This is a genomic window from Allobosea sp. (assembly GCF_030694325.1).
In the GTDB taxonomy this organism is placed as follows: Bacteria; Pseudomonadota; Alphaproteobacteria; order Rhizobiales; family Beijerinckiaceae; genus Allobosea.
Genome location: NZ_JAUXYO010000032.1, coordinates 1 through 11,296, shown reverse-complemented (window position 1 = coordinate 11,296; position 11,296 = coordinate 1). Strand labels below are relative to the sequence as shown.

Here is an 11,296-nt window from a genome sequence, read left to right as displayed (position 1 = left end):
CGAGGATGCCCTGACCGCCGATGCCGACCGCGTCCGTCCCCGAGGCAGGGATCTCGGCTGCGGGAGAGCGGCCGAACAGGCGGCTCATGAGCCCCGCTCCGCGGCGGTGGATCGGAGGCGCCGTCGGAGTGGGCGCCGTCTCGGAATGCGTCATGTCGGTGATCGTCACGGTGGAGAACTTCGCCTGGCCTGGGACTTTCGCGACGGAAGGCCCCGGCGCCCGGCACCGGAGCGGCGGAACTGTCAGTTGGTCGGTGTAGCGGGCTTGGCGCCGGGAGCGCCCTTGTTGGCCTCCGCCGCGTTCGGCACGAAGAAGCCCTGGACGCGGCCACCCTTGGTGGTCTCGACATTGGCGATGCCGGTCACCGTATTGTAGGTCAGCTTCTCGCCACGGGTGATGTTGGGGCCGTCGTTGAGCGCGACGTTGCCGGTCATGACCACGGTGTTGTTGGCGCGGTCGAAGACGGCATTGTCGGAGGTGGCGGCCTGCGTCTTGGAGACGACCGTCACCGGTCCCCTGCACTCGATACGCTTGATCGAGCTGTCATTGCCCTGGCCGGGCGCAGCAGCGGGCGTCGCAGCCGCCGGCTTGGCGCCGGCGCCCTGGCCCCCGCGACCCTCGTAGAATACCGTCATGATCGAGCAGCGCACGGTGGTCTCGCCCTGAACGGCAACGACGTTGCCGCTGAAGACCGCCCGGTTCTCCTTGTCGAGCACGTCGAGCTTGTCGGCGTCGATCTTGATCGGCTCCTTGCTGTCCCCGCCCAGCCCGCCGAGCGGCGAACTCGCCCCTGCGCCGCCGCGAGCCTTCGCCTGCGCCGCCACCTCCTGCGGGGCGCAGGCCAGCGCAAGGATCACGAAGGCGGTCGCGAAAGCGGCGACACGCCCGCCGGAGGAGGCCAGCCGAGAAAGCGAAGAAGCTGCCTGCATGATCACTGTCCCGTCCCGTTCTTCTGATCACCGACCGCCGCCGCCTGCGCCGGCCGGAGCAGTTCGGGCGCAGGCGTGCTGCCCTCGCGCTCGGGCCCGGCGATCGTGCCGGCCGGGGCATTGGGAATATAGGCGCGCACGCGCCCCTGGAAGACGATCAGCGCGCCGTTGTCCTTCACGTCGAGCGAATCCGCGTCGACCGTCGTGGTGCCCAGGCTGACCTTGACCGGCTCCTTCGACACGACCGTCCCGCCCTTGAAGTCGACGTCGGCGGTCCGCATGCGGATATCGTGGCCGTTCTCGGTCCGGACATGGACGTCGTCGACGAGCCGCAGCTTTTCCTTCTGCGTGTCGAACAGGCCGCTCTTCGCGTTCACCGTCACCCAGCCCTCGCGCTCCATCTGGAGCCGCGCGGTCAGCGTCTGCAGCTCGACCTGCGTCGGGTTGCGGATTTCCTGCAGCGCCGCTTCCGCGGTCACCTCATAGGGCCGGTTGTCCTTGCGATAGCCGGACAGGCGCGGCGTATCCATCTTCACCTTGCCGCCGGAAATGCCGACTGCGCCGAGCGAGAGGCTCGCGACGCCGGTGAGCGGAGTGAGGAACGGCACCACCAGCAAGGCCACGACCGAGACGGCCGCCCCCACCGGGATCGCCCGCCGCAGGAAGCGCACGAGCCGCGTGTGGCGGCGGGCCGCGCCGAACGCCGCCTGCCGCCGTGCCGCCGGCCCGTTGGGACGAGCGGCCCAGTCATTGGTTGTCATCGCCACAGTCATGCCCCGCGCAATGGCAGTCGCAAACGGCTTTTTCGTGTCGTGCGGCGAACGCGCCCCCGTCGAACACCCCGGTCGAACTGACGCAAGATGACTTGGAAATTGTCAAGTATGAGCAAAGATGTCGCTCTCGGGCCAGCCGGCGAGATCCAGCTCCGCCCGGAACGGCAGGAAGTCGAAGCAGGCCTTGGCGAGATGGCTGCGCCCCTCTCGCGCCAGCATCGTCTCGAGCCGGCCATGCAGGGCGTGGAGATGAAGCACGTCGGAGGCGGCGTAGGCGAGTTGCGCCTCGCTCAGCGTTTCGGCGCCCCAATCGGAAGATTGCTGCTGCTTGGACAGCTCGATCCCGAGCAGCTCGCGCACCAGATCCTTGAGACCGTGGCGGTCGGTGTAGGTGCGGGTCAGCTTCGAGGCGATCTTGGTGCAGTAGATGGGGCCGGTCACGACACCGAAGGCGTGTCGCAGCACCGCGATGTCGAAGCGGGCGAAGTGGAACAGCTTGAGGACGGCCGGGTCCTGCAGCAGCCGGATCAGGTTCGCCGGCTCGGGGCCGTCCTTCAGGATCTGCACCACATCGGCCGTGCCGTCGCCACGGGAGAGCTGGACGACGCAGAGGCGATCCCGATGCGGGTTGAGACCGAGCGTCTCGGTGTCGATGGCGACGCTGGTCCCGGCCTCGAAGCCGTCCGGCAGGTCGCCACGGTGGAATCGGATCGTCATCTCGCACCCTCGCTCGGCGCTGTCGCGCCTGTCATCCGGACTTCTGCCCGGTCGGGCGGTTCCATCGACGGAGAACCATGCCCTGTGCCGGAGCTAACGGGGTGGGCGTCCCCGTTCAAGCTCTTTCGGGGCAAAGTCCCAACGACCGCGTTAACCTTTTATTCACCATATCCTTCCGGGCCGGCGCCGGGCGTGCCACAACAGCGTCATCGGAGCCTGATCCATGACCCTCTTCCGCCTGCTCGCCGATTTCGATGGCCGTATCGGCCTCGGCCGCTTCTGGCTCGGCAGCGCCGTGGTCGCGCTGGCGCTGTTCGGCATCCAGCAGGCCGCGCCGGTCGTGTTCGGACATGACGCCGAGCGCGCGGTCGCATTCGCCCAGGCCTTTGCGCTCTTTCCCTGGGCCGCGCTGGCGGCGAAGCGCGCCACCGACCGCGGCAGCAGCGGCCTGTACGGAATCCTCCTGGTCTGTGCGATCGTGCTGCCCGGCCAGCTCCGGCCCCTGCTGCCCATCGCCTGGGCACCGTCCCTCGATACGATCTCGCTCATCGCCTGGCTGTTCGCGCTGGTCGATCTCGGCCTGATGCCGTCGGCGCGCGAGGCGCTTGCGGAGGACGGGGCCAATGCTAAAGCGGGCGCATGGATACAATCGCGCCCCTCGCCTTCGATCCCCTCGACCCCGTCGCGCTGACCCAGGCGCTGGTCCGCTGCCCTTCGGTCACCCCGGCCGAGGGTGGCGCATTGGCCCTCATCGCCGAGGTTCTGGCCGCCGAGGGCTTTACGGTCGAGCGGCCGGTGTTTTCCGCCCCCGGCACGCCCGATGTGGAAAATTTCTATGCCCGGATCGGCCGCGAGGGGCCTGTCTTCGTCATCGCCGGCCACACCGACGTCGTGCCGGTCGGGGACTCAGGAGCCTGGACGCGCGCGCCCTTCGGCGGGACGGTCCAAGACGGCGTGCTGTATGGGCGGGGCGCCTGCGACATGAAGGGCGGCCTCGCCGCGATGATCGCCGCGGCGCTGCGGTTCCGCCGCGAGAACCCGGATGCACCCGGCTCGATCGCCTTTCTCGTCACCGGCGACGAGGAAGGGCCGGCCGTCAACGGCACCGTCAAGCTGCTGGAATGGGCGCATGCCCGCGGCGAGCGCTTCGACCATTGCCTGCTCGGCGAGCCGACCAATCCGGCGACGATGAGCGACATGATCAAGATCGGCCGGCGCGGGTCGCTGACGGGCCGCCTCACCGTCCATGGCAAGCAGGGCCATGTCGGCTATCCGCATCTGGCCGAGAACCCGATCCGCGGCATGGTGCGGCTGCTGGCGGCGCTCGAAGCCACGCCGCTCGACGGTGGTACCGCGCATTTCGACCCGAGCAATCTGGAGCTGACGACACTCGATGTCGGCAACCCGGCGACGAATGTGGTTCCCGCCCAGGCTAGGGCCGTCTTCAACATCCGTTTCAACGATGTCTGGACACCGGAGACACTGGCGGCTGAAATCGAACGACGCCTGCGCCAGGCGGCGGGCAACGCCGTGCGCTACGAGATCGTCTTCGAGCCGACAAATGCGGTCGCGTTCCTGACCGAACCCGGCCCCTTCGTCGCGATGGTCGCGGATGCCGTGGAAGCCGAAACGGGCCGCCGTCCAGCCCTGTCCACCACCGGCGGTACGTCGGATGCCCGCTTCATCAAGAGCTACTGCCCGGTGGTGGAATACGGCGTCGTCGGCCAGACCATGCATCAGGTCGACGAACGCGTCGCCGTCGCGGACCTGACGGCCCTCGAAGCCATCACGCACCGCCTGCTGACGCGCTACTTCGCAGTCGCTGGAGTCGATTGACGAGGCTTGAGCGCTAACCCATAGTCATCCTTAGACGAAAGTCTAAGGATGACGGGATGAAGCTCGCGGCCGATGATGTGGCGCGCTCGCTGCGCGCTTCCTGGCAGTTGATGGCACGGGGCGCCGAGGCCCTGGAGGATCTGGAGCTGACGCGCAGCGGCTTCTGGCGCTCTCTGGTCGCGCTGCTGCCGCTGACGCTTCCCGCCGTGATCGCCCTGCTCGCGGCCCTGAGGATCCATGCCGGCCTGCCCAATTCGGCGGGGCTTTTCACCTCTCCCGGCCTGGCGCTGGCGGTTTTCGGGGCGACGCTCGCAAGCATTCTGGCGGTGCCGGCGCTGCTGTTGGCTCTTGCTCCGCATCTCGCGCAGACACCCCGCTTCACCGCCTTCCTCATCGCCTGGAACTGGGCGGGCATCATCGCCGCCGGGCTGGTCGCGGTGCCGGCCGCCATCTTCGCGATCGGCTGGTCGACGCCCGGCCTCGCGCTGGTCCAGACTCTGGCCTTCGCCGCGATCGCGCTGCGCCTGCGCTACTGCGTGGCGCGCGCGGCTTTCGGCGCCGGGAGCGGGCTCGCCGCGCCGGTGGCGCTGGCCAGCATCGTGGCGGATTACGCGATCCTGCGGATCTTCGGCTTCCTGGTCTTCTGACGCCGACCGGCCCGCAGGGCTCAGTAATCCACGCCCGCGAGATAAAGCCCGCAGGGCGGCGCCAGCGCCGCGCATTGCGAGCGATCGCGCGCCGCCAAGACCCTGCCCAGCTTGTTCTCCGGCCAGCGCCCGACGCCGACCATCTTGAGGCATCCGACGATCGAGCGGACCTGGTGATGCAGGAAGGAGCGGGCATGGGCGTAGACGACGATCTCGTCACCCTCGCGCCGGACATCGAGCCGGTCCAGCGTGCGCATCGGGCTGTTGGCCTGGCACTCGGCGGCGCGGAAAGTGGTGAAGTCGTGATGGCCGAGCAGGGCCTTGGCCGAGCGGTCCATCGCCTCGTGATCGAGCTTGACCGGAACATGCCAGAGCCGGTCGCGGTCGAGCGCCGGCTGGGCGCGCCGGTCGAGGATGCGGTAGATGTAGTAGCGCCGCTTCGCCGAGATGCGGGCGTCGAACTCGTCGGACACCGCCTCGGCACTACAGACGGCGACCGGCAAGCGCTTGAGGCGGGCGTTGGCGGCATCGCGCACGACATCCGTGCGCCAGTCCTTCTCCAGATCGACATGGGCGACCTGATGAGTGGCGTGGACCCCGGCATCGGTGCGTCCTGCGCAATGCAGCCTGACGGGATGGTTGCAAAAGGCTTGAATCGCCTCCTCGACGCTCTGCTGCACGGAGGGGCCATTGAGCTGCCGCTGCCAGCCCGAGAAGGGCGTGCCGTCATATTCGATGACGAGCTTGTAGCGCGGCATCAGAGCTTGTGGCCGGCTGAGAGCCGCGCCCCGCGCAGGAACTCGGCGCCGCTGATGGGCCGCCCGCCGGCACGCTGGACCTGAAGCAGCTTCACCGCTCCTTCCGCGCAGGCGACGGTGCCTTCCTCGTCCAGCAGCATGCCGGGCTCGGCCGCGCCGCCGGCGAGCGCCGTGCGCAGGACCTTGAGCCGCTCGGGGCCCTTGCCGAGATCGATCTCGGCGAAGGCGCCGGGAAAGGGCGCGAGCCCCCGGGCGAGATCGTGGACCTGCCGGGCCGGGCGGGCCCAGTTCAGCTTCGCCTCGGCATTGGCGATCTTGGCGGCGTAGGTCACGCCCTCCTCCGGCTGCGGCGTGAAGCGCAGGCCGCCCCGGCCGAGCGCGGCGAGCGCGCGGACCATCAGATCCGCCCCGAGCGGCGCCAGCCGGTCATGCAGTTCGCCGGACGTCATGTCGGGGCCGATCTCCAGCCGCTCGACCATGCCGACGGGGCCGGTGTCGAGACCGGCTTCCATCTTCATCACGCAGACGCCGCTTTCAGCGTCTCCGGCCATCACCGCGCGCTGGATCGGGGCTGCACCGCGCCAGCGCGGCAGCAGCGAGGCATGCAGGTTGAGGCAGCCGAGTTCGGGAATGTCGAGGATCGCCTGCGGCAGGATCATGCCATAGGCGACGACCACCGCGACGTCGGCCTGGTGGAAGGCGATATGCTCGGCCACCTCGGCCGTCTTCAGGGTCGATGGCGTGAAGACCGGGATGCCGAAGCGCTCGGCCGCCCTGTGCACCGGCGAGGGCTTGAGTTCGAGGCCGCGGCCGGCCTGGGCCGGGGCGCGGGTGTAGCAGCTGACGACCTCGTGGCCCTGGCCGATGATCTCGGTCAGCGTCGGCACCGCGAAATCAGGCGTGCCCATGAAGATGACGCGCAAACTCATACGCTGGATATTACCTCAACTGGGCAGGCATGGCCCGCCGCCTGATCATCTGAGCCCTCATCCTGAGGAGCCGCGCAGCGGCGTCTCGAAGGATGCTCCAGGAGGCTCCGGAACCATCTGGAGCATCCTTCGAGACGCGCTCGTGCCGAGCGCTCCTCAGGATGAGGGCTGCGGAAAGCCTCGTTTCGCTTGCGTCACCCCTCGCGGCGCGCCTGCTTGGCGAAACGCTTGGTGACGCGCTCGCGCTTGAGACGCGAGAGATGGTCGATGAACAGCACGCCGTTGAGATGGTCGATCTCGTGCTGGATGCAGGTGGCGAGGAGGCCGTCGGCCTCGATCTCCTGCCGCTGACCGTCGAGATCGGTGTAGGCGACCCTGACCGAAGCCGGGCGCTCGACCTCCTCATAATATTCCGGGATCGAGAGGCAGCCTTCCTCATAGGTGCTGCGCGCCTCCGAGGACCAGGTGATCTCCGGATTGATGAAGGCCATGGGATTGCGCGGCTGGCGGTCGCGCTTCTCCTGGCTGTCGGCTGCGTCGGCGACATCGTCCTCGCCACCCGCATCATCCTCGCTCGGCTCCGGCACCTTCTTGGCGACATCGAGCGTCACCACGCGCTTGGGGACGCCGATCTGGATGGCGGCCAGGCCGATCCCGGGCGCGTCATACATCGTCTCGAACATGTCGGCGACGAGCGTGCGGATCTCGGGCGTGATCTCGGCCACCGGGGTGGAGACCAGCCGGAGCTGGGCGTCTGGCAGGATGACGAGCGGGCGGATGGCCATGGAACTGTGTCTGCGCGGTTTTGCGGGTGGTGGACGGGCCACATAAGCGCTCGCGCCGCGTGGGTCAAACCGTTCCGCTTTCGTTCGAATTGATTCATCCGAATCGGCTATGCTGCCGGGATGACAGAGATCGCCTTCATCCTTCTCGACCGGCCCGTGACCTGGGCGCAGGCCGCGCTCGGCTTCGGTGGGGCGACGCTGGGCCTGCTCCTGCTGCTGGCGCTCTCCGCCTGGGGCGGCAGCCGGCGGCGGGCGCTGGAGGCGCTGATCGCGGCCGAGCGGGCGCGTGAAACGGATGACAAGGTCGCCGAGATGAACCGCCTCCAGGCGGAATTGACCGGCCGGATGCAGTCCATGGCCGAAATCCTCTCGACGCGGCAGGGCGATCTCGCCCGCCTCGTCGCCGACCGGATGGAGGGTCTGCGACACCAGGTCGGCCAGGGACTGGAGCAGAATGTCCGCCAGACCAGCGAGAGCCTCGGCCGGCTGCAGGAGCGGCTGGCGGTGATCGACAGCGCCCAGAAGAATCTGACCAACCTCACCTCCGAAGTCGTCACGCTGCGCGACGTGCTCTCGAACAAGCAGGCGCGCGGCGCCTATGGTCAGGGCCGGATGGAGGCGATCATCCGGGACGGGCTGCCCGGCGCCTTCTTCGCCTTCCAGCCGCAGCTCTCCAACGGCAGGCGACCCGACTGTCTGGTGACACTGCCGGGCGACGGGCGTGGGCTCGTCATCGACGCCAAATTCCCGCTGGAGAGCTTCACGCAATTGCGCGAGGCCCGCGGCGAGGAGGCGCGCAAGGTAGCCGCCGCCCGGGTGCGCAACGATGTCGGCGTGCATGTGAAGGACATCGCCGAGCGCTATTTCCTGCCCGGCGAGACGCAGGACCTCGCGCTGCTCTTCGTGCCCTCGGAATCGATCCATGCCGATCTGCACGAGCATTTCGACGACGTGATCCAGAAGGCGCATCGCGCCCGCATCATGATCGTCTCGCCCTCGCTGCTGGCACTCGCGATTCAGCTCATGCAGTCGCTGGTGCGCGACGCACGGATGCGCGAGGAGGCGCAGGTGATCCAGAGCGAGGTCGGCAAGCTCCTCGCCGATGTCCGGCGGCTCGGCGAGCGGGCGGAGAAGCTCGACCAGCATTTCCGCCAGGCGCAGGACGATGTGGCGGGCCTGCGCACCTCGGCGGGCAAGATCGTGGGCCGGGGCGAGCGCATCGTGGCGCTCGATTTCGACGAGGCGAAGGGCGAGCCGACGCTGCCCTTTGCCGAGGGCCTCGCCCTGAAGAAGGCCGCTGAATGAGCGGCCGCTGGGCGATCAGGCGACCGACAGGGTCGCGCTGAGTTCGGGTTTCACATTGAGCGTCTGGAAGACGACGCAGTAGCGCTCGGTCAGCTTCAGCAGCGTGTCGAGCTTATCCTGCGGCGCGTCGGTCTCGACCTCGAAGGACAGCCGGATCGCCTTGAAGCCGACGGCGGCGTCCTTGGCAACGCCGAGCGTGCCGCGGAAATCGAGATCGCCCTCGGCATGGACGATACCCTTCTTCAGCTCGATCTCCAGGGCGGTGGCCACCGCCTTCAGCGTCACGCCGGCGCAGGCGACGAGCGCCTCCAGAAGCATGTCGCCGGAGCAGAGTTCGGCGCCGGAGCCGCCGGTCGCCGGGTGGAGCCCCGCCAGCGCGATCGCGCGGCCGGTCTCCACCTTGCAGGCGATGTGCTGGTCGTCGAGTTCGCCCTTGGCCTTCAGGGTGACGACGGCAGCATTGGGATCGGAACGGTAGGAGTCCTTGAGCGGCGCCTGCAGGGCGCGGAGAGCGGTGACGTCCATGGTGTCAGACCTTGCATGACAGGAAGCGGGGCTGCTGCGCGGATAGCGTCATTCGGCTGCTGTGGCCAGTGCTGCGCGATGCCGCCACACCCTTGCGGTATCTACATGATCATGTAGATTTAACTGCATGGGATTTGACGAGCGTTGCAGTTGGGATGACGGCAAGCGAAGCCTGAATCGGGTCAATCACGGCTATGATTTCGCTGACCTGCATGTCGTGTTAGACGGGCGTTTCGTCGTGACCCGTGCCGATGATCGGTTCGATTACGGCGAGGACCGCTACAATATGCTGGTCGAGTTCGAAGGGCGCGTGATCAACGTGACTTTCACTCCCCGCGCGGCACGCATGCATCTGATTTCGGCGCGCCCCGCCAGCAGGGACGAGAGGAGCATTTATCATGACCGCCAAGCCAGCCGGTAAGCCGGGCCGCGCCAGCGACCTCGAACGGATCGCGGCGTTGTCGGATGGCGAGATCGAGGCCATGGCCCGCGCCGATGTCGACAATCCGGCCACCCGCCGCGAGGACTGGGCTGAGGCCTTCATTGGCCTCCCCCCGCAAAAGACGCCGGTCAACGCCAAGTTCGACGAGGATGTGGTGACCTGGTTCAAGGCACAGGGCCGCGGCTACCAGACGCGCATGAACGCGGTTCTACGTCACTATATGGAAACTCATCGCAAGACCGGTTGAGAGCCTTCACCACCACATCCCGGCCGTCTCGGCGGCCTTCTGCTGGTGCGGCGCCTCGTCGCGCAGCGAGCGATCGAGGCTTCGCAGGATCTCGCGCTTGGCCGCCTCGAAGGCCGGCGAGAGCCGGTCGCGCGGGCGGGCGAGCGGGTTGTCGAATTCGTCGAAGATGCGGCCCGGCTTCGGCTGCATCACCACGACGCGGTCCGCCAGCGTCACCGCCTCCTCGACATCATGGGTCACCATCACGACGGTCGGCCGGCTCTCGACCCAGAGGGCAAGCAGGTGGCCATGGAGGCTGGCGCGGGTGGTGGCATCGAGCGCGGAGAAGGGCTCGTCCATCAGGAGCAGCTTGGGACGCGTCACAAGCGCGCGGGCGATGGCGACGCGCTGCTGCTGTCCGCCCGAGAGTTCGCGCGGCCAGCGCCGGTCATGCCCGCCGAGGCCGACGCGGACCAGCGCATTGGTGACCAGCCCCTCGCGCTCGAAGCCCGAGAGGTGTGAGAGGCCGAAGCCGACATTTTCCGCGACCGAGAGCCAGGGAAACAGGCGCGGCTCCTGGAAGATTACCCCGACATCGGCTCGCGGCTCTACGATCGCCTCGCCATCGAGCAGGATTCGGCCGGTGCTCGGCCGGTCGAGACCGGCGATCAGCCGCAGCAGCGTGGTCTTGCCGCAGCCGGAGCCGCCGACCAGCGCCAGAATTTCGCCCTGCGCGACGTCCAGCGTCACGGCCGACAGCGCCTGCGTGCCGTCGGAATAGGTTTTCGACAGGGTCTCGAAGCTCAGCATCGAGGGCTCTCTCAGAGTTTGTCGCGGGCCGTGTCCTGCCAGGCGAGAACCGGCCGCGTGAGGGCGACGAGCAGGCCGTCGGCCAGCTTTCCGAGCACGGCGAAGCTGATGATGGCCGCAATGATGGTGTCGGGCCGGCCGAGTTGCTGGCCATCGACGAGGAGGTAGCCGAGGCCTTCGCTGGCGCCCATGATCTCGGCCGCGACCACGAACATGAAGCCCAGCCCCAGCCCCGAGCGCAGCGCCGTGATCCAGGCCGGCAGGATCGCCGGCAGCAGCACGCGTCGCGCCATCGCCAGCCGACCGAGCCTGAAGACACGGCCGACTTCGACGATCTTGCGGTCGATCCCCTGGATCGCCGCGGCGACGCCGAGATAGACCGGGAAGAACACGCCGACTGCGATCAGCGCCACCTTCGAGGCCTCGAAGATGCCGAGCCAGAGGATGAAGAGCGGCACCCAGGCGATCGAGGGGATGGCGCGCAGGGCCTGCAGCGTCGGATCGATCAGGCCCCGCGCCACGGGCAGCGCGCCCGTGACGGCACCCAGCAGCGTACCCGCCGCCGCGCCGAGCGCGAAGCCGGCTGCGACGCGCCAGAGCGTCGCCAACGCAT

15 protein-coding genes are annotated in these 11,296 nt (G+C 68.3%); 6 read left to right on the top strand and 9 right to left on the bottom strand.

The features are described from left to right. Positions 1-243: 243 nt before the first annotated feature. The 3 genes from Q8M82_RS01430 to Q8M82_RS01420 all read right to left on the bottom strand — a co-directional run bounded on the left by Q8M82_RS01430 (position 244) and on the right by Q8M82_RS01420 (position 2,420). Positions 244-930 (bottom strand): LptA/OstA family protein, encoded by a 687-nt coding sequence (locus tag Q8M82_RS01430; RefSeq protein WP_305689607.1) that lies wholly within the window; start codon positions 928-930, stop codon positions 244-246. Between the two features lie 2 nt (positions 931-932). Then, positions 933-1,691 carry an LPS export ABC transporter periplasmic protein LptC gene (lptC, locus tag Q8M82_RS01425; protein WP_305689606.1) on the bottom strand — a complete coding sequence of 253 codons (759 nt, stop codon included), beginning with the start codon at positions 1,689-1,691 and terminating at the stop codon, positions 933-935. A gap of 114 nt (positions 1,692-1,805) precedes the next feature. Continuing rightward, a complete protein-coding gene (locus Q8M82_RS01420; RefSeq protein WP_305689605.1) occupies positions 1,806-2,420 on the bottom strand; it encodes a ribonuclease D in 615 nt (204 codons plus the stop codon). A 223-nt stretch (positions 2,421-2,643) separates the two neighbouring features. Here Q8M82_RS01420 and Q8M82_RS01415 point away from each other — a divergent pair, with 223 nt between their 5' ends. From Q8M82_RS01415 to Q8M82_RS01405, 3 genes are read left to right on the top strand one after another with little or no spacing between them, the layout of a single operon-like run. Further along, on the top strand, positions 2,644-3,111 hold the full coding sequence (locus tag Q8M82_RS01415; RefSeq protein ID WP_305689604.1) for a DUF805 domain-containing protein: 468 nt from the start codon (positions 2,644-2,646) through the stop codon (positions 3,109-3,111). Further along, positions 3,060-4,256: a succinyl-diaminopimelate desuccinylase gene (gene dapE, locus Q8M82_RS01410; RefSeq protein ID WP_305689603.1), complete on the top strand. Its 1,197-nt coding sequence runs from the start codon at positions 3,060-3,062 to the stop codon at positions 4,254-4,256. Before Q8M82_RS01415 ends, dapE begins: the two co-directional genes overlap by 52 nt. A gap of 56 nt (positions 4,257-4,312) precedes the next feature. Beyond that, on the top strand, positions 4,313-4,903 hold the full coding sequence (locus tag Q8M82_RS01405; protein WP_305689602.1) for a hypothetical protein: 591 nt from the start codon (positions 4,313-4,315) through the stop codon (positions 4,901-4,903). A 20-nt stretch (positions 4,904-4,923) separates the two neighbouring features. Here Q8M82_RS01405 and truA read toward each other — a convergent pair whose 3' ends face one another. The 3 genes from truA to def all read right to left on the bottom strand — a co-directional run bounded on the left by truA (position 4,924) and on the right by def (position 7,375). Next, positions 4,924-5,661: a tRNA pseudouridine(38-40) synthase TruA gene (gene truA / locus Q8M82_RS01400; protein ID WP_305689601.1), complete on the bottom strand. Its 738-nt coding sequence runs from the start codon at positions 5,659-5,661 to the stop codon at positions 4,924-4,926. Continuing rightward, positions 5,661-6,590, bottom strand: a complete 930-nt coding sequence (gene fmt, locus Q8M82_RS01395) for a methionyl-tRNA formyltransferase (RefSeq protein ID WP_305689600.1) — start codon at positions 6,588-6,590, stop codon at positions 5,661-5,663. Before fmt ends, truA begins: the two co-directional genes overlap by 1 nt. A gap of 194 nt (positions 6,591-6,784) precedes the next feature. Continuing rightward, on the bottom strand, positions 6,785-7,375 hold the full coding sequence (gene def / locus Q8M82_RS01390; RefSeq protein ID WP_305689599.1) for a peptide deformylase: 591 nt from the start codon (positions 7,373-7,375) through the stop codon (positions 6,785-6,787). Positions 7,376-7,495: 120 nt separating this feature from the next. Between def and Q8M82_RS01385 the strand changes: the two genes are divergently transcribed. Next, on the top strand, positions 7,496-8,680 hold the full coding sequence (locus tag Q8M82_RS01385; protein WP_305689598.1) for a DNA recombination protein RmuC: 1,185 nt from the start codon (positions 7,496-7,498) through the stop codon (positions 8,678-8,680). 15 nt (positions 8,681-8,695) lie between these two features. Here the strand turns inward: Q8M82_RS01385 and Q8M82_RS01380 are convergent, their stop codons facing one another. Next, entirely contained in the window at positions 8,696-9,205 is a 510-nt protein-coding gene (locus tag Q8M82_RS01380; RefSeq protein ID WP_305689597.1) for an OsmC family protein, read from the bottom strand. Positions 9,206-9,332: 127 nt separating this feature from the next. On the opposite strand from Q8M82_RS01380, the gene Q8M82_RS01375 reads away from it, so the two are divergent. Beyond that, positions 9,333-9,626, top strand: a complete 294-nt coding sequence (locus tag Q8M82_RS01375) for a BrnT family toxin (RefSeq protein WP_305689596.1) — start codon at positions 9,333-9,335, stop codon at positions 9,624-9,626. Then, positions 9,604-9,894: a BrnA antitoxin family protein gene (locus Q8M82_RS01370; protein ID WP_305689595.1), complete on the top strand. Its 291-nt coding sequence runs from the start codon at positions 9,604-9,606 to the stop codon at positions 9,892-9,894. The genes Q8M82_RS01375 and Q8M82_RS01370 overlap by 23 nt, the downstream gene beginning before the upstream one ends. A 6-nt stretch (positions 9,895-9,900) precedes the next feature. On the opposite strand, the gene Q8M82_RS01365 is transcribed toward Q8M82_RS01370, so the two are convergent. Continuing rightward, positions 9,901-10,683, bottom strand: coding sequence for an ABC transporter ATP-binding protein (locus Q8M82_RS01365; protein WP_305689594.1), 783 nt, complete (start codon positions 10,681-10,683; stop codon positions 9,901-9,903). A gap of 11 nt (positions 10,684-10,694) precedes the next feature. Further along, the coding region (locus Q8M82_RS01360; protein ID WP_305689593.1) for an ABC transporter permease at positions 10,695-11,296 on the bottom strand (602 nt) is incomplete at its 5' end.

Coding starts and splice junctions, on each gene's coding strand:
- Q8M82_RS01420 (WP_305689605.1), bottom strand. CDS start 2,420: ATGACGATCCGATTCCACCGTGGCGACCTGCCGGACGGCTTCGAGGCC.
- dapE (WP_305689603.1), top strand. CDS start 3,060: ATGGATACAATCGCGCCCCTCGCCTTCGATCCCCTCGACCCCGTCGCG.
- Q8M82_RS01385 (WP_305689598.1), top strand. CDS start 7,496: ATGACAGAGATCGCCTTCATCCTTCTCGACCGGCCCGTGACCTGGGCG.
- Q8M82_RS01370 (WP_305689595.1), top strand. CDS start 9,604: ATGACCGCCAAGCCAGCCGGTAAGCCGGGCCGCGCCAGCGACCTCGAA.
- Q8M82_RS01405 (WP_305689602.1), top strand. CDS start 4,313: ATGAAGCTCGCGGCCGATGATGTGGCGCGCTCGCTGCGCGCTTCCTGG.
- Q8M82_RS01430 (WP_305689607.1), bottom strand. CDS start 930: ATGCAGGCAGCTTCTTCGCTTTCTCGGCTGGCCTCCTCCGGCGGGCGT.
- Q8M82_RS01415 (WP_305689604.1), top strand. CDS start 2,644: ATGACCCTCTTCCGCCTGCTCGCCGATTTCGATGGCCGTATCGGCCTC.
- truA (WP_305689601.1), bottom strand. CDS start 5,661: ATGCCGCGCTACAAGCTCGTCATCGAATATGACGGCACGCCCTTCTCG.
- Q8M82_RS01375 (WP_305689596.1), top strand. CDS start 9,333: ATGGGATTTGACGAGCGTTGCAGTTGGGATGACGGCAAGCGAAGCCTG.
- Q8M82_RS01380 (WP_305689597.1), bottom strand. CDS start 9,205: ATGGACGTCACCGCTCTCCGCGCCCTGCAGGCGCCGCTCAAGGACTCC.
- def (WP_305689599.1), bottom strand. CDS start 7,375: ATGGCCATCCGCCCGCTCGTCATCCTGCCAGACGCCCAGCTCCGGCTG.
- Q8M82_RS01365 (WP_305689594.1), bottom strand. CDS start 10,683: ATGCTGAGCTTCGAGACCCTGTCGAAAACCTATTCCGACGGCACGCAG.
- lptC (WP_305689606.1), bottom strand. CDS start 1,691: ATGACAACCAATGACTGGGCCGCTCGTCCCAACGGGCCGGCGGCACGG.
- fmt (WP_305689600.1), bottom strand. CDS start 6,590: ATGAGTTTGCGCGTCATCTTCATGGGCACGCCTGATTTCGCGGTGCCG.